This is a genomic window from Companilactobacillus bobalius (assembly GCF_009764355.1).
In genome coordinates this window covers 170,322-193,419 of sequence record NZ_LNUA01000011.1, presented here as the reverse complement: position 1 = coordinate 193,419, position 23,098 = coordinate 170,322, and the positions used below count along the sequence as shown (strand labels likewise).

The 23,098-nt window shown below is 34.7% G+C and carries 23 protein-coding genes and 1 pseudogene; 4 read left to right on the top strand and 20 right to left on the bottom strand.

Annotated elements, in window-relative coordinates; all coding sequences use genetic code 11:
• Positions 1-3: 3 nt before the first annotated feature.
• Positions 4-540: a 3'-5' exonuclease gene (locus ATN92_RS02870; protein WP_056951665.1), complete on the top strand. Its 537-nt coding sequence runs from the start codon at positions 4-6 to the stop codon at positions 538-540.
• On the opposite strand, the gene ATN92_RS02865 is transcribed toward ATN92_RS02870, so the two are convergent.
• From ATN92_RS02865 to ATN92_RS02850, 4 genes are read right to left on the bottom strand one after another with little or no spacing between them, the layout of a single operon-like run.
• The gene (locus ATN92_RS02865) at positions 537-1,001 is read right to left on the bottom strand and encodes a GNAT family N-acetyltransferase (RefSeq protein ID WP_056951660.1); all 465 of its coding nucleotides are present in this window, start codon (positions 999-1,001) and stop codon (positions 537-539) included. The genes ATN92_RS02870 and ATN92_RS02865 overlap by 4 nt on opposite strands.
• Positions 1,001-1,459, bottom strand: coding sequence for a tRNA (adenosine(37)-N6)-threonylcarbamoyltransferase complex ATPase subunit type 1 TsaE (tsaE, locus tag ATN92_RS02860; protein WP_056951655.1), 459 nt, complete (start codon positions 1,457-1,459; stop codon positions 1,001-1,003). The genes ATN92_RS02865 and tsaE overlap by 1 nt, the downstream gene beginning before the upstream one ends.
• 15 nt (positions 1,460-1,474) lie before the next feature.
• On the bottom strand, positions 1,475-2,443 hold the full coding sequence (gene pta / locus ATN92_RS02855; protein ID WP_056951650.1) for a phosphate acetyltransferase: 969 nt from the start codon (positions 2,441-2,443) through the stop codon (positions 1,475-1,477).
• A 2-nt stretch (positions 2,444-2,445) separates the two neighbouring features.
• Positions 2,446-3,138 carry a uracil-DNA glycosylase gene (locus tag ATN92_RS02850; protein WP_056951648.1) on the bottom strand — a complete coding sequence of 231 codons (693 nt, stop codon included), beginning with the start codon at positions 3,136-3,138 and terminating at the stop codon, positions 2,446-2,448.
• An 81-nt stretch (positions 3,139-3,219) separates the two neighbouring features.
• On the opposite strand from ATN92_RS02850, the gene ATN92_RS02845 reads away from it, so the two are divergent.
• Together ATN92_RS02845 and ATN92_RS02840 are read left to right on the top strand one after the other, a co-directional pair.
• Positions 3,220-4,101, top strand: coding sequence for a Cof-type HAD-IIB family hydrolase (locus ATN92_RS02845; protein ID WP_056951646.1), 882 nt, complete (start codon positions 3,220-3,222; stop codon positions 4,099-4,101).
• A complete protein-coding gene (locus ATN92_RS02840; protein ID WP_234032519.1) occupies positions 4,098-4,649 on the top strand; it encodes a hypothetical protein in 552 nt (183 codons plus the stop codon). The genes ATN92_RS02845 and ATN92_RS02840 overlap by 4 nt, the downstream gene beginning before the upstream one ends.
• 190 nt (positions 4,650-4,839) lie before the next feature.
• Here the strand turns inward: ATN92_RS02840 and ATN92_RS02835 are convergent, their stop codons facing one another.
• The 3 genes and pseudogenes from ATN92_RS02835 to ATN92_RS19460 form a co-directional block, all read right to left on the bottom strand.
• Positions 4,840-5,406, bottom strand: a complete 567-nt coding sequence (locus tag ATN92_RS02835) for a GNAT family N-acetyltransferase (RefSeq protein ID WP_056951644.1) — start codon at positions 5,404-5,406, stop codon at positions 4,840-4,842.
• 245 nt (positions 5,407-5,651) lie between these two features.
• Complete coding sequence (locus ATN92_RS02830; RefSeq protein WP_234032518.1) at positions 5,652-6,002, bottom strand: hypothetical protein; 351 nt, start codon at positions 6,000-6,002, stop codon at positions 5,652-5,654.
• A gap of 12 nt (positions 6,003-6,014) precedes the next feature.
• A pseudogene (locus ATN92_RS19460) lies at positions 6,015-6,122 on the bottom strand (TetR family transcriptional regulator); the annotation flags it as partial.
• Between the two features lie 237 nt (positions 6,123-6,359).
• Between ATN92_RS19460 and ATN92_RS02825 the strand changes: the two are divergent.
• Entirely contained in the window at positions 6,360-6,836 is a 477-nt protein-coding gene (locus tag ATN92_RS02825; protein ID WP_056951640.1) for a hypothetical protein, read from the top strand.
• Here the strand turns inward: ATN92_RS02825 and ATN92_RS02820 are convergent.
• The 13 genes from ATN92_RS02820 to ATN92_RS02760 form a co-directional block, all read right to left on the bottom strand.
• On the bottom strand, positions 6,826-7,704 hold the full coding sequence (locus ATN92_RS02820; protein WP_056951638.1) for a sigma-70 family RNA polymerase sigma factor: 879 nt from the start codon (positions 7,702-7,704) through the stop codon (positions 6,826-6,828). The two genes, ATN92_RS02825 and ATN92_RS02820, sit on opposite strands and share 11 nt — an antisense overlap.
• The gene (locus ATN92_RS02815; protein WP_056951636.1) at positions 7,701-9,545 is read right to left on the bottom strand and encodes an N-6 DNA methylase; all 1,845 of its coding nucleotides are present in this window, start codon (positions 9,543-9,545) and stop codon (positions 7,701-7,703) included. Before ATN92_RS02815 ends, ATN92_RS02820 begins: the two co-directional genes overlap by 4 nt.
• A gap of 773 nt (positions 9,546-10,318) precedes the next feature.
• Entirely contained in the window at positions 10,319-11,443 is a 1,125-nt protein-coding gene (locus ATN92_RS02810; RefSeq protein WP_056951634.1) for a GH25 family lysozyme, read from the bottom strand.
• Positions 11,440-11,730: a holin gene (locus tag ATN92_RS02805; protein WP_056951632.1), complete on the bottom strand. Its 291-nt coding sequence runs from the start codon at positions 11,728-11,730 to the stop codon at positions 11,440-11,442. The genes ATN92_RS02810 and ATN92_RS02805 overlap by 4 nt, the downstream gene beginning before the upstream one ends.
• Positions 11,731-12,039: a hypothetical protein gene (locus ATN92_RS02800; protein ID WP_056951630.1), complete on the bottom strand. Its 309-nt coding sequence runs from the start codon at positions 12,037-12,039 to the stop codon at positions 11,731-11,733. It abuts the gene before it with no gap.
• The gene (locus tag ATN92_RS02795; protein ID WP_143444255.1) at positions 12,039-12,377 is read right to left on the bottom strand and encodes a hypothetical protein; all 339 of its coding nucleotides are present in this window, start codon (positions 12,375-12,377) and stop codon (positions 12,039-12,041) included. Before ATN92_RS02795 ends, ATN92_RS02800 begins: the two co-directional genes overlap by 1 nt.
• A gap of 60 nt (positions 12,378-12,437) precedes the next feature.
• A complete protein-coding gene (locus tag ATN92_RS02790) occupies positions 12,438-13,982 on the bottom strand; it encodes a hypothetical protein (protein WP_056951627.1) in 1,545 nt (514 codons plus the stop codon).
• Between the two features lie 10 nt (positions 13,983-13,992).
• Entirely contained in the window at positions 13,993-16,269 is a 2,277-nt protein-coding gene (locus tag ATN92_RS02785; protein WP_056951625.1) for a BppU family phage baseplate upper protein, read from the bottom strand.
• Positions 16,270-16,273: 4 nt separating this feature from the next.
• Complete coding sequence (locus ATN92_RS02780) at positions 16,274-16,633, bottom strand: hypothetical protein (RefSeq protein WP_056951624.1); 360 nt, start codon at positions 16,631-16,633, stop codon at positions 16,274-16,276.
• Positions 16,634-16,792 (bottom strand): hypothetical protein, encoded by a 159-nt coding sequence (locus ATN92_RS02775; RefSeq protein WP_156638746.1) that lies wholly within the window; start codon positions 16,790-16,792, stop codon positions 16,634-16,636.
• A gap of 10 nt (positions 16,793-16,802) precedes the next feature.
• The gene (locus ATN92_RS02770) at positions 16,803-18,566 is read right to left on the bottom strand and encodes a phage tail spike protein (RefSeq protein WP_056951622.1); all 1,764 of its coding nucleotides are present in this window, start codon (positions 18,564-18,566) and stop codon (positions 16,803-16,805) included.
• Positions 18,563-19,252 (bottom strand): phage tail domain-containing protein, encoded by a 690-nt coding sequence (locus tag ATN92_RS02765; protein WP_056951620.1) that lies wholly within the window; start codon positions 19,250-19,252, stop codon positions 18,563-18,565. Before ATN92_RS02765 ends, ATN92_RS02770 begins: the two co-directional genes overlap by 4 nt.
• Positions 19,252-23,040, bottom strand: a complete 3,789-nt coding sequence (locus tag ATN92_RS02760; protein WP_056951618.1) for a phage tail tape measure protein — start codon at positions 23,038-23,040, stop codon at positions 19,252-19,254. The genes ATN92_RS02765 and ATN92_RS02760 overlap by 1 nt, the downstream gene beginning before the upstream one ends.
• Positions 23,041-23,098: the final 58 nt, after the last annotated feature.

Below are 23,098 nucleotides of genomic sequence, written 5' to 3'. Positions count from 1 at the left end.
CTTATGAATTTTGTTTCTATGGATTTTGAGACTGCTAACGGAAGTCGTGATAGTGCTTGCTCATTAGCTCTAGTACTCGTCCGTGACAATCAAATTGTTGATAACTTTTATACATTAATAAATCCTCAACAATATTTCAGTCCTCGTAATATTCAAATACATCACATTAGACCAGAGGATGTTCAAGATGCACCTACTTTCGATCAAGTTTGGGCACACATTCAGCCTTTGTTCGACAGTAGCCATTTAGTTGCGACTCATAATGCTAGCTTTGATAATAGTGTTTTAAAGAAAACCTTGGTTAATTATGGAATTATGGTACCTAAGTATTTAACAATCGATACTTTAAGAACCAGTCGTAAGTTTTTCCCTGATTTTCCTAATCACAAATTGAACACTGTTTCTGAACGTTTAAATATTGATTTACGTAATCATCATAATGCCCTAGCTGATAGCGTTGCTTGTGCTGAAATCCTTGTTAAGACTGAACAACAATTTGGAACTGAACAAATAAAAAAGATGGTTAAGCTTACTAGCTAGACCATCTTCGACATAATTAACGTTTTATCTTTTGTTAACTCTGTTGCAAAACCATATTTTTGATAAATATGAATTGCGACAGGGTTATTTTTATATACTTCTAAGAAAATTTTCTTTAACGGTGATGACTCAAGCCAATCAAGGGTATCTTCAATTAGATAGGACGCTATCCCATTATTCCAAAAATCTTTATCGATTACGATTCCTAATTCCGCTTGCTCATTATCTTTAGCTTCAATTCGACAATAACCAATGATTCCTTCATCAAAAACAGCCACCATCAATTCATCTACTTTAGATTGATAAATAGCATCTAAAGATTTCTCTTCAGTTTTAACGGTTAAATCTTTCAAGTCTTCGAAAACAATAAAATCTGACTGTTGACTGGCCTTTTTTAAAAAGCTTATCAATTTAGCAGCATCACTAGGAATTGCTTCTCGTAAAGTTAACTCTTCACTCATTAAAGATCTCCAAACTTGCGGTCAGCGTATTTTTCACCATGTAGCTTAAAGACTATTTGACGATCAGTATCTGACAAACGGGCAATATTAATTGAAATATGCTCCGCTGGAATTTCATCTTTAATGAATTGAGGCCATTCAACAATAGTAATTCCATCACCATTAAAATATTCATCGAATCCTAAATCCTCATCCGGACTACTTTCCAAACGGTAAGCATCCATGTGATAAAGTGGCAATCTTCCATCCTTGTATTCACGTATCAGAGTAAATGTAGGACTTTTAACATTTCTTTTAATTCCTAAGCCACGCGCCAACCCACGTGTCAAAGTGGTTTTACCGACACCCAAATCACCATTTAGAACAATTACATCCCCTGCTTTTAACAGTTCAGATATTTTTGCTCCCAATATTTCAGTCTCTTCATATGAATGGGTTGTTAGTTGATATTCAAGCATAATTTCTCCTAAATTTTATAATGCTAAGGCAGCAGTCAAAATGGCAGACTTGTAAACATCCTCTTCATTGCAACCACGTGATAAGTCAGAAATTGGCTTAGCAAGTCCTTGCAAAACAGGTCCAATTGCTTCAAAACCACCAAATCTTTGAGCAATCTTGTAACCAATATTACCTGATTGTAGATCTGGGAAGACGAAGACATTAGCATGACCAGCAACTTGTGAACCTGGAGCCTTTTGAGCACCAACACTTGGTACAAATGCAGCATCGAATTGTAGTTCACCATCAAGGGCCAAATCAGGTGCCAACTTGTGAGCAATTTCAGTAGCTTCAGCTACTTTAGTTACGTCATCACTCTTGGCACTACCTTTAGTTGAGAAGCTAAGCATAGCAACTTTAGGATCAATATCAAAGAGTTTTGCACTCTTAGCAGTTTGAACCGCAATTTCAGCCAATTCTTGAGCATTAGGATCGATATTAATTGCACAATCAGCAAACATGTAACGTTCGTCACCCTTTTGCATGATGAACGAACCACTAATTCTTGAATTACCAGGAGCTGTTTTGACAATTTGAAGAGCTGGGCGAACAGTATCACCAGTTGAGTGGATTGCACCAGAAACCATACCATCAGCTTTGCCAGTATAAACTAACATTGTTCCAAAATAATTATTATCTAAAAGCATTGTTTCAGCTTGTTCTTTAGTATTCTTACCTTTACGACGTTCAACAAATTTATCAACTAAAGTATCAAAATCAGCATATTTCTTAGGATCAACGATTTCAATTCCAGAGATATCAAATGATTTTTCGTTAGCAACTTGTTCAATCTTATCTTGTTCACCAATTAAGATAGGCTTCAAAATATTTTCTTTAAAAAGTCGAGATGCGGCGCCTAGAATTCTAGGTTCTTCACCTTCTGGGAAAACAATTGTCAAATTCTTTCCATCAATTTTACTTTTAAGGCTTTCAAATAAATCCATTATTATTCCTCCGTCTCATCGGCATTCTCAGGTAATTGCCAATTTATTTCCTCTTCATTATAGTTTAAAAGTGCGGCATTTGCTTTAGAAAATGGTTTGGAGCCGAAAAAGCCATATCTAGCAGCAAATGGACTAGGATGTGGTGAAAATATAATTGTATTCTTTGACTGATCAATCAAAGGAATCTTACTTTTAGCAGCATTTCCCCAAAGAATGAAGACCACTTTTCCACGTTCAGATAGTGCATGGATCGCATAATCAGTTAGTTGTTCCCAACCTTTTCCCTTATGTGAGAAGGCTTGTCCACGTCTAACGGTTAAAACTGAGTTCAAAAGCAGTACACCTTGTTGAGCCCAAGCTTTAAGATAACCGTGTTCGACTGGTGTACAGCCCAAATCATCCTGCAATTCTTTATAGATGTTTCTCAGTGAAGGCGGTATTCTTACACCCGGAGCCACTGCAAAACTACAACCAATAGCTTGATTAGGTTCATGATAAGGATCTTGTCCCAAAATTACGACTTTAGTGTCAGCAAATGAGGTCCACTGAAAAGCCTGATAAATATGGTGCATTTCTGGATAAATTGTTTGGGTATTATATTCATTAACAAGAAATTCACGCAATTGTTCATAATACGGTTTGTCAAATTCACCTTGAAGAACACCTTGCCAATCATTTTTTATTAGCGTTTTCAAATTTACACCTACCTGTTTGATATTAATTCCATAAAATATGGTAACATTCACATATAGCATAACGCACTCGGAGGGAACTTTATGATTAAATTAATTGCATCCGATATGGATGGTACATTATTGAACGATAAAATGGCTGTTTCAGATCGCAATATCAAAGCCATTAAAGATGCCCAAAAGAATGGCATTGAATTTATAATAGCAACTGGTCGAAGCCTTGATGAAGCTAAGCCTTTTTTGAAAAATCGAGTTCATCCCGGATACATCACTCTAAATGGTGCTGAAGTATACGATGAAAATGAAAAACTTATTTCAAGTAATCCTATTTCTGAAAAATCAAAAACAGAAGTTATCAATTACTTAAAGGAACACAAAATTTACTTCGAAGTAGTCACTAACAAGGGAATTTTCTCAGATAACAAAGATTTACGTGTTTCTAGCTTAGCGGAGTTATTGGTTAAATTAAATCCTAGTACAACTTATGAACAAGCACTTCAAGATACTTTAGCTCGTGTCAAATTAACACCAATGAATTTTGTTAGCAGCTACGATGAAATTCTCAGTGATCCTTCCTACAAAGTTATGAAGCTGTTGGCCTTTAGTGGCAAGGATACAGAAGTTTTAGCACCCTTGAGAAAAGACATCGAAGAAAACATTGATGACGTTGTTGTGACATCATCTTCACCAAATAACGTAGAGATCAACAGTATTGATGCCCAAAAGGGTATTGCACTTTTACAATTTGCTAAGGATAAAAACATCGCTCAAGAAGAAACCATGGCTATCGGTGACAATCTCAATGACGAGTCAATGATTCGAGATGCTGGTGTTGGTGTTGCCATGAAGAATGCTATTCCCGCTATTGCCAAATTAGCACAGATTCAAACAGATAATAACATCAATGATGGCGTTGCCCAGATTGTTGAAAAAGTTATTGCAAAGGCAAAGAATCAGAATAAATGATGAATCTTTATATTCGAAAAGCGGACTTAGCGGTTGGTAATATCCTAGTAGTGATCAATCAAAACAAGGAAACCATTTTTATTGCATCCCGCGATAAAAAAAATCCTTTCTTAATTAAATTGTATAATCGTTTGAATACGTTGATCGGTGAAATAAAATTAAAAAATAACTTTTTAAAAATTTATTCAATTGAGATCAATGGTGAGGAAAAAGCAACAATCAATGCTATACCCATGCTAGATCTAAAGTACGTCCATCTTAGTAAGATCAATTGGAATGTCACTGGCAATTTAGTTATATCCGATTATCACGTCACTAAAGATGGCAAAGAAATTCTCTGTGTGCAACCAACTATTCTGGCACAGGGTCATCCCGGACTGGAACTAGACTTTGCTAATATGGACGATGGTCCTATCGGTACTCTTTTAACTATCTTTTTAAATAAATACATTAAGCTACCAACTCTTACTCCTAATGCAGATCTGGATAACAATTTACTGAAAAATAAAATTCCTTACTTGAACAATTTCAAGAGTAAATGTAATTAAAAAAGTGCTCATATCAATCCAAGGCAACATTGCCATATGGTTGATACGAGCACTTTTTTGTTTAGAAAGATTATGTATTATTTTCTTTAACAAAACATTCAAAATACTGTTTAGTCCAGAGTAAAATTTGAGAATTTAAACATATTTCCACTCTAACCAAACTTTAGTAAGAAATATTTTTCCTTCAAACTTACTTTGCTAAATCATATTGCATGTGATCGTATAGATGACTACCGATATACAATTGACCGACTTTCTTAAAACCAGTCTTTGTGTATACATGTTTAGCAGGCTCATTATTTACGTCAACATTCAAACTAAGGATTTTCTCACCACGGTCACGCATAACCTCAATGAATTGCTCCATTGTTTTTGTTCCAATACCCTTATTTTGATAATCTGGAGCGACTGCAAATGAATCTAAATACCATTCACCAGGCCAGGCCTCTTTATCGCCAAACAAATTCTTTTCTTTAATGCCGTACTTGTGCATAATTTTGATCAAGGGTTCATCAATGCCATCCTCTAAACTTTCAGGATAGCCGACCATAATTGCCACTACTTTACCATCGATTTCGTTAACGAGAATATTATCCAATCCATAACGATAGCCAGGTTGGAAGAAACCTTCCTTAATAACTTGAGCCATCTTTTCATCGCCAACTTCTTTAAATACATCGAGTTCCATCTCATCAAAGATTTGGAAAAGGATTGGCAATATCTGATCCGCATCCTCTGCTTTTGCATTTCTAAACATTTTTCCACCTCAAGTATATATAATACATGAAATTTAAATAATCTCAAACCAAGCGTTAAACACAAAAAAGCGATGACTCTTATCATCACTTTTTCTACAAAATTATTACTCGTAACCCCTTTACTTAGATTTAATCAAATCAGTGCTTAAATATCATCAACTTGATTACAGTTATTATCATAACTAAATGTTTTTCAAGTTTATATATGCAGTTTTCTGAAAGTGTTCAAAAATTGAACACTTTTTTAAATCTGTTTAAAAGTAATTTGAAAAAATTCTAAGTAATGATTAACTTCTTGAATAACGAGTTCTGTTTTCATTTCTAATCCATTATCTAGCCAATTAATTATAATAAAGCACAAACCACTAACGAGATATATATTTTCTGGATTAATTTTGAAATTACATTCTAAAAGCTGACTATTAAAAATATTGATCAAGAACTTCTTTCTAATACTCAATTCAGCTAATCGATAAAAATTTAAACTAAAGGTTTTATTCTTACTAATATATAGAATAAATTTACTGACGAATTCGTTAAAATCATCGCTCTCCTTAATTGCCATATTTAAAATCTTTTTCTCAAAAGTAGCCATATAAATATCTTCAATACTATTGAAATAATAGTAGATCGTACCTCTAGTAACTTTTGACGCCTTAGTCAAGTCGGTTATAGTAAATTTTCTCACTCGATTGACTGATAGCTCCTCAAACATTATATGGATTAGATGATCGACGGTTCTATTCACAGCATTACCTCGCCTCAATATTTACTTGTATCCTAACAAAAAAGTAACTTTTTTAATATGCTTTTTGATCGATTTTGTGAAGAAATTACTAATAAATAAAATGCTACATTTTATCAAAATTTACATAGTCAATTTTCTACTTTTGATGATATTTAAGAATTATAATGATTTTGAAATTGAAAATTTTGAGGGAGAAACATTGATATGAATAGAAAGAAGATTGCCCTGTTAACTGGTTTAACCATTTTTGGTGGTACAAATATTCCATACAATAATTTGATCAATAACCAATCTAATAATGTAATTAAAGCAGCACAAAGAAAAAAGTCATCAAGAACTGAATCAAAATATCCAAATATTATGAAAAAACTGGATATAACTTCTATGCAACAATATGATAGCAATATCCTTTTCATGAGTATTACTTTAAATAATTTTTACATTAAAGACTTTCATACCGATAATTCTGGTAAAACCAATCTACTATTGGTACCCTTGAGCACCAGTGACCAGTATTTTGTTACCTCCGTTAAACTTGACCACAAAATAAAAAAGAATCAAAGGATAACAATCCAAGGATTCTTAAATGGTAAAACCAAAATTAGTAAGAAACAAAATTTCAACGATAAATATCTCGACAAAAGCGCTGTCTCCGTTCTAGTGGATCACATTAATTATTAAAGAAATAGTCTTTTAATCCATCTATATCACGTAATTTATCAATAGCCTGTTTTTCAATTTGACGAACACGTTCTTTAGTAACTCCTATTTCCTGTCCAATTACCGATAAAGTTCGCTGACCTTGATTATCAAAATCATAGCGTTCAATAATAACCTTAACTTCTCTTGAAGTTAAACGTTGATGCAATTGTTTGTATAGGTCTTCTCTTAGAAAATCATTCTCGATAATAGCCTGCATACTTTGTTTTGTATCCGGTAAAATATCGGCTAATTGACTGCTTTCATTATCGGATATTGGATGGTTCAAACTCATTGGTTTCAATTTTTCTTGGTCAACTTGTATCAAACGTCGGTATTGTTTTTTAGTAATATCGGCTTTTTGACAAATCCAAGCTACATCTATTTTCCCATACAGGTCCATGCTTTGATTTCGAAGTGACTTAATTAATTTGGCAGCCGTTGCTTTATGATTGGGAATTCTGATTATTGAATTGACACTGTCCTTTTCACTCAACATTTCTTTTTTGATCCACCAATAAGCATATGTTGAAAACTTATTATCATGATTACGATCATATCGTTTAACGGCCTTCATCAGGCCAATATAGCCAACCTGAACCAAATCTTCTTCAGATAGACTCGAACCTAAATAATGAGAATAACGGCCAGCCAAACTATGAATTAATCCACTATTAGCCTTTATCAACTTGGTCATTGCAGCAGCATCTCCATTATTATATTCCTTAACATACTGTTCATTATTTTTATAACTGACTTCATCTGGACGTTTAACATTCTCATATCGATAAATCATTTTATTGTCTGAATCATTCAAAATTATAATAAAGCCATAGAAATTATAAATCATTTGTCTTTTCCTCCGTCATCAACTTGATATAGGCCACCTAAGCCCATTTTTTGATACAATTCTTGGTTAAATTTATCTTGTAAATCTTGTAATTGCCTCATTTTTACCTTAATTTCATCACTTTTATGTAAATAATCTTGAACAAATTTCTTTTGTTTATCTACATCGACTTTAGGTACTTCAAATTGACTCAGACTCTTTATAGGTATCTGTCGAACCGTTGTACCTACCATAATATCTTCTAATTGAGCCCTACCGATAGGACTATTTATAAACAGTTTCAAAAATTGTGAATCATATACACTGGAATTGACCCTTAATCTAACTAAATTGCTATTAATCAATGTGTTTGGGCGAATATCTTCAACTTTTAACAATTTGAATGAACCACGAACGGCCATTACAATATCACCGTTTTGTAATTCGTAATTATCAACTTTAGTCCGTTCCTCAACGTCACCGCGAGACATTTTTGTATAACTAATTCCGGTCGAATTCATATCTGAAATTCTCATGATCCAATATTTCCCCTGCAAACTTTCATTTTTAGAGATCATATTGTAACCACGATCTATTTTAGAAATATTCTCTAATGGGACCGTATCCCCGCTATAATAATCAATTAAATTAATTAAATACTTTTTGTCGTCGAAGTTATACACCGTTTTTTTAATATATCTTTCAACCATCATACTGTCATCCGAAATTTGATCAATTGGTACTAACAAAGAATAATTTTCTATTTCCGTTAAATTACGGTTAGTAGTTACAATCTTTTCAATTTCATTTGATTTTAACCACAAATTACGACGAATTTGTAACGTTTCCTCCTTAGAAACCTTTATGAACAGAACTTTATTTTTATGCTCAATCGTCTTATCTCGATTAAATACTAAGACACTAGTCGGAATTGATGTATTAAAGAGCAGCCCTCCAGGTAAAGAAATTACCGTTTCAAAGAGGTCTTCTTTCAAAACATTATGACGAATATCTCGTTCTAATCCTCCCCTAAACAGAACTCCAGTAGGAAGCAATAATACTACTCGACCAGATGACTTTTTAGAAGAACTGATAGCATTCATGATAAAGCCCCAATCAGCCTTTCCATATGGAACCTTCCCAAAAGAGTATCTATCGTACTTATCTATATCATTTAGACCTCTGGGGAATTGCATGGCAAATGGCGGTTCCGTAATCACTACATCAAATTTCATCAATTTACCATCTTCAACATATTGGGGATCTGATAAAGTGTCACCCACAAAAAGCTGATGATTCGTTGAACCATTAATATCTAATAACATCTCTGCAATAGCGACACGTAGTGGGTTTATATCCTGGCCATATACACGCTGTTGAGGATTATTTTTAATGATTGTAAGTAAAGTCCCCCCAATTCCACAACTAGGGTCTAAAACGGTATCGTTTGCTCTTATATTAGCTAATCTTACCAATAAATCATTTATATCATTAGGCGTTTCAATTTCATCGTATAGACGTCTAGAGTTCACATTGAAATATTCTTGGACAAATAATCCTATATCTTCTCCATTCATTTCATCAACACAATCGACAATATGCTGATAAATGTCCGAGGAAATATTATCTGTTACAAGTTCGATTACTGGAATAACCGGTTCTAACACCTCAATATCCTTAGAATCTATTAATTGAGAAAAATTTCGACTAATTCCATTTTTAGATAATTTACATCTACCGCTGCTTGATAGATAAGAGATTGCTACAATAAAAATACATTTTTCTAAATCTGGTATATCGAAACCAACTTGAGTAAGGGTTCTTCTTAATCTACCACGTACTCTCTCTTTTTCTGTTATCATTATTTCACCTTTTGTTTCAAAAAAAGTATTAATTATACTTTTTAAAAGATTTGAAAAATAAAAAGCAATATCGTTGCTCTCGAATATATTAAAACACCTTACTCAGTCATTTACAATAGTTTAATTTAGTATTTCAAATACTTATTTTTAATAAATCTACAAAAAAAGCTCTAACCATTGATTTAACAATGATTAGAGCTAACTGATATTAATCGCTTAATACCGGTGATCGGGGTAGTTCCTTCCTATTACATAGGGTCTCAAGCAACAAAAGTGCACCAAAGGTGCACCTTCTGAAAATCAGTCGGTAAAGGGTTGACCCCTGCCTACAATTAATCAGTTCATTTGCCAGTTAGTTTATCTATTCTTCAAAGATGAAGGGATATTTATTAAACCTCTTAATCTTTTACTTTTGATTCTTTCTTAAACCAAGTCATTCAAGATTAAATTAAATAATAATTAAAATGCAGAACTCATTCAAATGAAATCATCTAAAAGCAGACTATTCAATATTTCTGAATAGTCTGTTTTTTAACCATGGTTCTAAGGGAAAAATATATTTTATACTTTATTAAAAATAGATCAAACATCGATGACATTAAGGAACTTCGTAATTTATTGGATGAACGCGAAAATAAACTCAAATAAGAAAAGCTCTCACCTGTTAGAGTGAGAGCTTTTTACTATCGTCAAAAAAATAATCAAATTGTACTCTTTAAATATAGCAATTAACTTTGGTAATATCTTTATGCACTTTTAATGAAATGTCGAAACTAACCTTTAAATCCTGATCCCTGCATATAATTTAATGGAATATACATATCAGTAGCAACCTTATAGCACCAGCCGACATTAGGAATATCATACAAAGTATCAAAAGTTTTCCATTCTGTACCACCTTTAAATGTTTTATTTGAATCCTTAATAGATTGCCCCTTTGAAGTATACGCAAGAACGCCATAGTCAGAACTATAATTAACAACTACCTTTTCTTTGAAAATTGTTGATGATTGTGGAAGATAAATGTTTCCACCAATTAAGAAATAAGGCTTCATATTAATTACTTTGATACCACCAGATAGCCAATCCGTAGCGGAAACTACATTTGTTCCAACATTTGGAGTTCCATCAGCTTTATAGGTCGTATAAGCCTTATAGTCGTTTCCTTTTACAGAAACAACATTACTGATTGTTTGTCGTGGATCAACTTTAGCAGATTGATTGGCTGTATAAAAGTCATCATAGCTTTGAGAAACATCAAAATTACCATAGCTCCCGTTAAAGCGATATGTACTCCCCCACTGCCAAGCATGAGTATTTGAATACCAATTTTTTCCCGAAGCATTATAAGGATAACTTGCAATCCAGCCTCCAGAATTAATATCCATCTTATTTCCTAACCAACTAGACATAGTATAAATATCTGAGCGATATCCATATTTAGCCACTTGATCCATAAAAGCTTTGTTATTAGCATTATTCTGAGCACGACTTAATCCATTTTGCTGTTCAGCTTCAACATCTGTAACTAATACAGAACCAATTGGTAGACCGTCTGATTTAGCCATTGTAGCAGCATAGTTTGCCTCAGCAATCGCACCTTGAACACTAGTGTATCGTGCAAAATGATAGCCATTGATATAAAGTCCTGCCTTTTGAGCAGTATTAATATTATTAGCTGCTGTGTAATCATGGTAGTAAATACCTTCAGAAATTTTAGTAATCACTGATTTAACACCATAATTATTTAGCATATCTTGAAAATTAGCCACAGTCATATACCCATTGTGATTAGATACATCAACAATGTCAGTTCGTGCAGCATCCACATTTGTTGTGCAAAAAAATAGACCTGCGGCAAGCAGACCTACAATATATGTTATTTTTCTTTTTTTCATTCAGATTTTCCTCCGTCATTTAAAAATCCTTGAACTCCATCAAACATCCCTGATGTCCAACCACCAATTAATAAACCAGCAATAATTGCTTTTCCAATTTCCTTATCGTGAAATACTAGTGCTGTTACAATTGCCAACACCAGTCCTAAACCCATTGATACAAACGGCATCCATTTGCTGTCAATGGTCTTCGTATTTTTAACTGAGTTTGTTAATACATAACACAAGATAGCAATGACTGTTAGCTGTGCTACATCAATCAAATTTAATCCTTCAATAATTTGCATTTATTTTTCCTCTTCCTGCTCGGTGAACTTACTTACTTGAGAAGTAAGACTCCCCATTTGTTTATTCAATGAATCAATCACACTATTTAACTTTTGAACTTGCGCTTTCAATTCAATTACTTGTTCTTTTAAATCATCACGTTCATTAGTAATTCTATCCAATCTTTCGAAAAGGTCATTCGTGTGATCCGCATAGACACCTTCATTAGATCCCTGATTTTTCAACCGTTGTAACCACACACCAAAAATCCCCGTTATTACCGCCCCACTAATAGCAGATAGTAAAGTTCTTATCGTTTCCTGACCCACTAAGGTTCACTCCAAAATGCTTCAAAGAGTATTCGAATATCTATAAACAAGATAAATATAGTGGTAAATTTTGGCATTAAAACGGGGGCATTAAAATCATGAATCGCAAAGATAATTAGATAGAAAGTCCAAACAAAAAGGAGTAAAAATACAATAATGTCTTTTACCGACTTTGTTAAAACTCCTAAACAAGAAAACATCACGTATAGCCCAATAATTATCAATGCTATAGCAAATGGTGGATCATCCACAGTAGCGATAAATGTTGGGGCTGCTGATGGTCTATCAATAAAATTACCAGTTCCAAGGAATATTAATCCTAACGCTAAGGTTTCCATCCCTGTAAGGAACCACGAATGGTTCTTTTTCAAATATCTCAATTCACATCACTTCTTTCTTTAAACTGCAATTACTTCATCTATTACTGGAAAGCTCATAACATTAATTGTCAAACTGGAATACTTAATTGATGGTAGCCATACTTGAATAAATAAATTTTCAATTTTTCCATCATTAGAATCACCGAAAACTAATTTAATTTGACCTCTATCACCATTCCAACTACTTACTCCCGCTAAATTACCGTCTCTATCTCTTAAAACACTTCCATCAAGTGGTTCATTAACTAGTATGTAATTTCCAGCTATAAGGGCTGCCTGAATTTCTTCTTTACTAATAAAATAATAAAAATTAGTTTCACTAAACTTAGCAATATCTTTAGGGATAATTAATCCAGAAAGTGAAGGCATATAAGCAACGGGATATGTTGTATTATCAGTTATTAAATGTTTGTCAATTCCTATAAAAATGCCATTTTTTAAATCGCTAGGTTTAAAGTCAGTGTCTAGTTGGAATGATGATCCACCACTCATATCCTTCGGATTTTGCCAATTATTCTTACTTTGTACCCACAAATTCGTACTTCTATATAAAGGTGTCTTAGTTACTATCGTTCCTTCAGTGACTATTTCACCTTTTTTTGCATAATCTTTTAATTTCGTATCAACATCTGTTGTCTTAGCATATGAATTCAATGTTGAGGTTTTTACATATGAACTTAGGTCTGGGTTAGGCAATGTAATTTGTAACCTCTTATTACTGATGGCAACGTCTTTACCATTAACGGTCGCACCAGTTACCAATTGAGCTTTGCTAATTTCACTCATAACAGTTGAACCAGTGGGAACATTCCCCATTTTGCTTTGAATTGCATTAGCAGCATCTTTAGCAGATTTAGCATCATTTTGCATTTGAACAACATCAATCTTATTTACTTCAGCTTTAGTTGCATCAAGCGTTTTAGTTAGAGATTGCATCGTTTCATTAGCCTTATTAATGTTTGATTGGACATCAGTCATTTTGCTTGTAAAGTTATTTCTATCAACGTCAATCTCTTTATCAATTACGGCTCTGACATCAGCAATAGATGCCAGAGAACTACTAACAGTTGTCTTAACCTTTGCTAATGTGGTGTTTGTCCAATCAGTGATCTGTTTAATTAGCTCATCTGTTTTAGCATCAATAATTCCTGACCCATTAGTCGAAATTTCATTAATTAAAATTGCATCTGACAGAACATGATTCATAATGCGATCCATTTGACCAATGTAATTATTTGATTTGATGTCGTTTGGTTCTGTGATGTGAATTAGTAGCCTTGAACTCTCTATATTATTGATAACAAAAAAAGCACTGACTAAACTGCCAGAGCTTTCACTTAAACTTCTTGGAATTCGATATGTTAATTGACTGCCTAAAATTCTAAAGTGAGATGAATCGTTGTCTTCATATTCTTGACCATCTGGAAGTAAGGCTTTGAATTTAATAACAGTACCGGATGGGAAACCAACAAGGTCAAAATCCATTCTTGCTAAATAATCACGCTTCAGTAATCGAATTGGACTTCGATTAATTGGTAATGCTTTATAAGTTTCTAGCTTCATTTTCTACCTCCTAACTTAGACCTGTGATTGTATAAGTTATTTCTTTGCCTGCAGAGTCTTTGAGTTTTAAAGCTTTTCCATTTAATGAATCTAGTGTTGTTAATTTAATCCATGGACTCCAGGTCAAAGGAGTGCCACGAGTTCCACGCATATAAAGAGCAACTGGTGTATCAACACAGTTATAGTATATTTGGACTGCCCCTCCTGATGGTGAACCATTTAGAACCATTAAATAGCCCCAAGTGTTCCCAGCACTAGTAGGTATGTTATTACCACCGCTGGCACCTTGAACCAGGTATATCCCAGGATTTACATAATCATCCCAATTGGAATCTTTTGTAAGAATCTGATTGCCTGATTTAAAAACACTTCCCGAACTGGTAATAGTGATTATTTCATTAAACACCACATATGAATCGAATGCGGTAGCTCCTTGTGGGCAATTAACCGAGACCGTCCAGGCTTTAACAGGTCCTGACCCAGTTTCTACAAAATACCCATATCCCAATGAGTATCCGTTCGGATCTGAATCAGTAATATGAACCCATCCTCTAACTGACATACTATCGCCACTAGGATTATTTTTAACTCCTGCCTGACAATATATAGTATGAAAACCTAATGGTAATTTTGTTATTAATTCCTTAAAATCTTTATTCTCATTATTAAGGAGTGCTATTTCAAAAGAACCATTATCAGCCGTAATTTTAGATTTTTGTAAAACCATTGGATCTAAAGGATTAGGGCCCCAAGGACGTGATGTCAAGCCTGGCTCTAATTGCAATTTTTTAGCAAAAACAGAACCTCCAATTCCTTCCCAATTTCCATGAGCCTCTACCCTCACCATAGCGTTTTGAATCATATATTTATTTTCAAAGGTTACTGACATTCTAGTCCACGACTTAACTCCAACATCTGAAATTATTATCCCTTGAACATCACTATCAGGATTGTCCAAATCACTTATATAAAAAACAAGTGATATTGGCCCATTATTGTACATCTTAAAATCACCACTAAAGGTATACTCTTTTCCCTTTTTTAGTGAGACGACTGTATAGTATGATGAATAATTTCCAAACATGTGAATCATATTGTATCCATCAGTATCTTGTTGAAGCTCAACTGAGGTCATTTTTTTAACCCAAGAAGTCATTTCTTTAGAGTCTGGAAGCAAATTATATGTGTCATTTAAAAAATCTTCTTGAGCAATGGTCAAATCTGTTTCAACGTTACTGAGTTTTAATTGAGCATTTTTAAACCTAATGGTTCCATCAATGTAGTTAACTTGAAACCCTAACATTGTCGATAACGAATTGCTCAAATCCTCAGTAATTCTAAATGTATAAGTATAGTGCCCTGACATTTTTTCAGCTGTTGGTTTAATTTGATTTTCTCCATTTATCTGCCAAGGTTTTGCATTTACTTGAGGAACCATATACCCAGTAGTAGTTACCTTATCTACCCTCCAATCTACACTGAAAGTAGCTATTTGATTAACAACAGCATTTCCACTTATTTGTCCAAAAGAAAAGGTCCAAGGATAAATTACTTGATTTTGTATATTTTGACCGGCATAAAAAACTTCCTTTAATGAATTTAAAAGATAGTTTCTAGTTCCAATTTCAGGAACTTCTAAGGCATCTAGTTGAGTTTTCAAAGCGGTATATTTATTTTTAACATCAGCTGCTTGCTTGTCCAGATTAGCTAAATAAGTTTTAAATTCAGTGGTCTTGGAGTTAATAAACTGAACATATTTAGCATTAAGATTATCCATTAAATCTTTCATTTGTTTTTTAGAAGCCGCTAATGCTGTATCAAATGTTCCTTTACCGGTTTCAGCAAGGTCATTGATAGCAGTGTAATCCGACATAACATGGTTAAATATTCTATCAACTTTAGAAATATAATCTCCCGACTCCAGTTTCTCCATGCCGGCTTTGGTCAAAATATGGATATAGAAGTTGGAGGTAGAATCATTACCAATCTTAAAGTACGTATTGGTTGTTGATCCTGAGGCATCAGTTAGTTCATCAGGAAACGTATACGTAAATGACTTCTTATCAGCACCAATTTGAAAATGACTTTGTTCATCATCTTCAATCGTTGTTGCATCTGGTTTATCTGAATAGAATCCTAATTTAGTTTTCGTTAAATCCTTTTCACTAAAATCCTCCTCAAGATCAACAGGAATCTGAATTGATGTATCTCCTTGACGTAGAGTAATCGGGTACTCATAAATCGGTGTTTTTTTCTCTGTGTTGAGTGTGATTTTTTTAACCGTCATTAAATCACTCCTTTTCTAAAATTTCTTTCAGCAGTGACTTCACTTCATTGAGATCACTGCCATTTTTTTGTCCTTCTGCTGCTACAGCACCAAGTTGAGTTTGCAAAATTGCTGTACTTGGTTGTGGGATATTAAAAGGCTGGTGTAGAGAATGTTCAGAGTATGTATAAAGATCGTGATAATCCTCAAACATTTTGTACTCTCCGTCACCCAAATACGTCTTAATGTAACCCTCTTTTTCCAAATCGGGATTAGTAGTAGAGAAGTCATAAAAATTCATTGGCCAATCATCTTCTGTGGCATCTGAATTGTGTTCAAAATCAGTGACAACTCCACGTTTATCAGTCTTTATGTAGATATACATTTATTTCTTTACCCCCTTACTCGATTTCAACTTTGCATTTTCAATTCTCAAATCTTGATTTTCCACGAAAAGTGCAGAATTATCTCTTTCGAGATTTGCAATTTTATAAGTCAAATTTTCAATCATTTTTTGGCCAAACGTCTTTTCCTTTTTTTCCATGTTAATCTCCTTAAAGATCTGATTGATTTAGTATCCTTAGTGATGCTGACACGTTGCCTGTTGGTCCAACAAATAATCTTCCGGTACCATCACCCCAAAGATTAGCTCCACCAACCATTAAATATCCGCCATTTACAATGTTCATTTTTTGAACTCCATCAAGTTGCCAAATAGTTGCTCTTGGTGATGTCATTCCGTAGCCAGAAAGAGAAACGACATTTCCATTATCTCCAGCTAAATCAATTGAAGTATCGCCTGTAATTCGGGCGCCATGAAGCTCTCCACCTTCCATATAGACACTGCTCATACTGTGACCTATGAAATTATCTGCATAGATATATCCACGACTATCCATGGCTGTTTTACCTGAACCATCATATGAAATGCCGTAGCTGTTTAATCTAAATCTACTCCCAGCGCTACTTTCAATTGTCATGTCTGTCGCATTATCACGATCAGGGCTAAATTTGATTACCCCGTTACCAGGACGGTTAATATAGTTAAAAATATTATCCCGATTATCATCAATTTGTGATGTCAAATCATCTATGTGAGCATCATAATCATGCAGATCAGAACGGATATCTTTCAATTCACTTTTACTGTTTTCTAAATCGTTTTTGGTATTATCCAAATCACCTTGAATATTGTCCATACCATCTTTAACGTCGTTAATACTTGCTTCAGTATTATTAGCTTTGTCGGATAGTCCGGTTCTAGTAATGGTTCCCAATTCGATTTCGGTATATTCCTGAGTTAAAGCATCAAATTTATAGCTGACGATGCTATCTTTAATGTCAAAATCATTTAATTGAACATGAACGACATCAAATGGGCGAACGTCTACCAACTTTTTGAACTGAATATACTCTCTTGTATCGCCTAGATTTTTAAACTGAATTTTGATATTAATTGTTGGCTTATCAGCATCATTCTTTTCAAACTCTTTTTTAGCAAGATTTCTTAACTGCTCATAGGCTTGCTCTTTCGGAACCGCACCATCTTGGTTCAAAGTGGAATTTGCATCTTGAGCTTTAACATCCTGATAATCTACCGTCTTGATTCGTACATTTTCATACTTATCAATCAAGGGACTATCGACGTACTTTTCAGGAAGCATTAAACCATCAAACCCAATGGGCATTATTCTTGTTGCCATAGGTTCCCAATCGATTTGATGATCGTATCCTGTTAAATTCTTGCCATGATTTATTCGGAAACCTCTATCTTCACCAACTGCTTTCAGCATTTTCACATCATAACCGTCACGATAAATAGTTCCACCCCAACGGTTGATAAAAGTATTACTTTTTGATGTATCTAGAAGCGCCTGAACTGGATTCATTCTGACCATTCGGCAATTAGTAACATCTTCAATATCAGAACTAAATCTAAATTTAGTCGAATACTGAAATGCTGCATTGAATCTTGCCATCAATGCTTTACCAGTGGATTTAACAAAATTAGAGTCCTCAATTAAATTTGAAGCTAGGTCATAGAAAATGTGATAGCACTCTACTTTTGTGAATCCAATTTGCTCAGTTACTTTATGAATTCTAAATGGTTGGTCTCCAAGAGGTGTCGGTGCAATAACTATCATGTCACCCTTGATTAAGCTGCTAAACTTGGCACTACTAAAATAATCAAAGTCAAAACTGTACATTCCATTTTTTGTCCACTCGACGGAATTAGATTTAACTCCATTATCAAGAACAGCAATCCCATTAGTTTTGAATTGTTCTTCAGTAGCATTTTCAGGAAAGAGTCTAATCATAAATATCTCTCCCTTACTTTAATTTTTATCGAGTTCAATCCACCACTAATTTCAATCGTGTTTTTACCAGGGTTTAACTTAGGAAAATCGCCTATCATCGATAAGCCTAAATTCTTGTCATCTTTGTAAATTTCTTGAATTTCGGAGTCCATATAGGCGTGTTCTACGGCCAAGTTCAGCTTTACAGGTGAACCATTAATCGTAATCGTCCCCTGACCGCTCTCCAATATTTCCATTTTTGGCAATGAAAATACAGTTCCGTGGTTATAAATGGTTCCAGATTTCTCTACCGTAATTTCACGTTCATCACGTAGATATTCAAAAGGATCACAAATAAATGAAACTTCAAATGAACCGTACTCAGCGATTTCATTATCAATGTCGCCTATTTGAACCCGTTTAACTTTTCTATAAACTATGTCATCACTAAAATAAATCTTCTGACAATTGAAAAGCCACGACTTTATGTGTCGTAGCTTTTTTTTGACATTAAAATTCTCCAAAATATTAAATTGAACCTTTTGCGTCACATCCTTAATGTACTTGAGACGATTCAAACTTCCGTTTCGTCCTTCGACATATTCTGATTCATACTCAAAATCTGGATTTGAAATTTTGGGACGATCTGCAACCGCTAGTAACATATCTGAATCAAAAACTCCGTCGACAACAATATGCAAACTCACTATGCATTCCCCCTAACTCCAAAACTGGATTTATTACTTTGATTTCCCATCCACGAATCAGCACGTTCAAATATTCTATCAACATCTTCGTTATCTCTAACTGTATTGTAGAAAGTCATTTGAACATTCTGTGTGACGGGTCTGTTAATTCTTTCATTTGTAGCTTGTACAATCTGATTACCAATTGCAGATAGATTTTTATAATTTAATGGAAGAATTGCTTCGGGTCCGGCTTCACCACCACCCTGAAGGTTTCCACCGTTCATTCCAAAAATCGTTGGTGCTTTCATGATTCCACCAATAGCATTCCACCTTACAGACAAGTGTGGTACTGATGGTGGTTTCAAGCTAAACTTTCCGGATAAATGAAAGTGTGGCAATGGTGGCAAGCTAATCTTAGGAATTCTAAGGTGCATTCCCGAGAAAAATCCTTTTATTGCGTTAACAATTCCAGAAATAGTCGATTTAGCGGCTTGAACTGGACCAACCATTGCTGACTTGATTCCATTCCAAACGCTTGATGTTACTGATTTGATATTGTTCCAAGCGTTACTTACTAATGATTTAATTGCATTAACGACACTTGAAATTGTTGATTTGATTCCATTCCAAATGCTGGATACTGTCGATTTAACTCCGTTTAAAACAGACAATGTTACAGATTTAACGGCATTCCATCCAGCTGAAACCGCCGATTTGATTCCATTCATCACCGAAGTTGTTACGGATTTGATTCCATTCCAAGCTGCTGAAACTGCTGATTTGATAGCATTCATCACCGAAGTTGTCACGGATTTGACTGCATTCCATCCAGCTGAAACCGCCGATTTAATCGCATTCATCACCAAAACTGTTACTGATTTGACTGCATTCCATCCGGCTGAGACTGCTGAACTAATAGAATTAAGTACCGAAGTCGTTACCGAAACAATGGCTTGCCAAATGCTTGTAATAATATTTTTTATGCTGTTAAAAACGCTCGTTGTAACACTAACAATTGCTTGCCAGATAGTCACAACTCTACTTTCTATTGCAGAAGTTACCGTTATAAATACAGTAGAAATAGCATTCCAAATCGTGGTAAAGAAACTACTTAATGCGTTGAAAATCGTTTGTGCCGTAGTAACTATAGTCGTCCAAATAATACTCAAGGTATTAGTTATGAATGTCCATACACTTTGGGCTGTGGTAGAAATAATTTGCCACATTTGACTAAAGAATTCTACTAATGGTTGCCATATTGGTGCTGTTAAAGCAACGATTGCTTGCCAAGCCCACTGTAACCAAGAAGTTATAAATAGCCATACACCTTGAATGACAGACTGAATTGTCATAAAAATAACAGTGATTACGCTGACTAATCCAGTCCATATACTCGATGCGATTGATACAATATTTGTCCATAATCCTGATAAATAAGTGGTAATTGAATTCCAAATACTGCTTGCTGTTGTACTTATCGATGTCCATAAATTACTAAAGAAGTTTCCTAATCCATTCCATATGCTTGAAGCCATCGAGACGGTACTTGTCCATAGATTTGATAGGTACGAGGTAATTGAGTTCCATATACTACTTGCTGCTGTACTTATTGATGTCCAAAGTCCACTAAAGAAGCTACCCAATCCGTTCCATATACTACTTGCTGTTGAAACGGTACCTGACCACAGATTTGATAGATATGAAGTGATTGAGTTCCAAATATTAGATGTCGCTGTAGCTATCGAATTCCAGACGTTTGAAATTGTTGTAGAAATTGCATTCCAAACTTCTTCAGTTTTAGCTTTTATTTGATCCCAATGAGTAACTATATACAGCACCAAAACAGCTATGATTGCTATAATTGCGCCTATACCACCGGTCATTAAGGCCGTTGCCAATTTTATGCCTTTTAATGCGTTGGCTATTGCACCTATGGCACTAATTACCGAACCAATAGTTACTAATAATGGCCCTATTGCAGCAGCAACACCGGCTATTGCCATAATAAATTGCTGTGTTTCTGGGCTTGCATTGTTGAATGCCTTGGCAATATTTTCTAACACTTTGAATACCGGTTCTAAACCATCCAACACATTACTTAGTGCATCCATCAAAGGACCACCGAATTCGATACCTAAATCAGAAACCTTGTTCTTAACAATCTTCAGTTTGGAACTGAAAGTTGAATAGCGTTTCTCAGCTTCCTGTGTCAAAGCGGTATTCTGTTTCCAACCATCACCTGAAATCTTCAAAGCTTTAGATAAAGTATCTCCGGCACCAGAAAGACGTAACATAGTATCGATTTCTTGTGTCGAATTAATTCCCATATCTTTTAGCATTGAGGTGACATCTTTACCACTAGCTTTGGCTTTACCAAGTCCTTTAACAAATGAAACAATTGCTCCGGAAGCATCACTCTTCCAATGTTGCTTGAATTGTGATGATGACATTCCTGAGACTTTGGCGAATTGTCCTAAGGTCTTATCGCCACTAGCCACGGAAGTATTAATTTTTTGCATGACACGAGACATTGCGCCACCACCGGCTTCAGCTTGAATACCAACAGATGACATAGCAGCTGCCAAACCAGTGATTTGCGATTCAGTTAATCCAACCTGATGACCAGTACCGGCAAGTCTCAATGACATATCAACGATATCGGATTCGGTCGTAGCCATGTTATTACCTAAGTTAACGATTGCCGAACCTAAACGATCAAAATTCTTTTGTGGCATACCAGTGATGTTGGCCAATTTAGCTAGTGCAGTAGCAGCATCTTCTGATGACATATTGGTTGCTTGTCCCATGTCAATCATTGTTCTGGTAAAGCCTAAAACATTAGGTGTTTTAATTCCTAATTGTCCAGCCGCTTCAGCAACATGAGAAATTTCTGTTGTAGTGGCTGGAATCGTTTTGGCCATGTTTCTAATGCCAGTCTCTAAATCTTTATAAGATATTTTGACTTTGCCGTTAGAATCTTTTACCTCATCAACAGTTTTCTTAACGCCTGTAAATGCACTATCAAAATCACTAGCAGCTTTAACCGAAGCGGCAACACCAGCAACAATAGGTGCAGTTACACCAACTGTCATACCCTTACCGACAGATTTCAATTTATCTCCGGCGTTAGTCATTGCTGATCCAAAATTCTTCATCTTATTAGTAGAGTCGGCATAAGAATTAGCAAAGTCTTGGTTAGCCTTCTTAGCCTCTAATAACTTGCCATTTAAATCTTGTACTTGCTGAGAATTTTCACCATATTCTTTTTTGGCCAATTCAAGTTGTTTCTCTAAATTCTTAACCTGTTCAGCCGTAGCTTGTTCCTGTTTTGCATAGTATTGCTTTGCTAATCTAGCCTTATCACTGGCCTTAGCATTATTCCCAAGTTGTGCTACTTCCAGTTGATATTCCTTTGAAAGATTACTAGAAGATGTCTCAAGAGATTTTTGTTCCGATGCAAGTGATTTTAAAGTGGCCTGCCTTTTTTGAGATGCTTGAGCCGCTTCACTTTCAGCTTTCTTAGCCTCATTTAATTTCTCATTGGTTGCGGTAATTCTATTTTTTAAAGATTCTTCTTGTTTCTCGGCGGTTAATAATTTGTTTGTCCAAAGACGGGTTTCTTCAGAATTCTCACCCGTAACTCTCTTAACATTTTCTAGAGCTTCAGATGTGATCTGAGTCTTACTCTTAGCTAGCTCATATTGGCTATTTAGCTTAGTTAGGCTAGCATCGAGCTTTTCCGACTCACTAGAAGTGTTTCGCATTTGCTCTTTTTGCAATGCAAACTGCTTATTTAAGGAAGTCATTGCGTTACTATTTTCTTTAATAGCAGATTTGAATTGCTGATTAATTACCTTATATTCA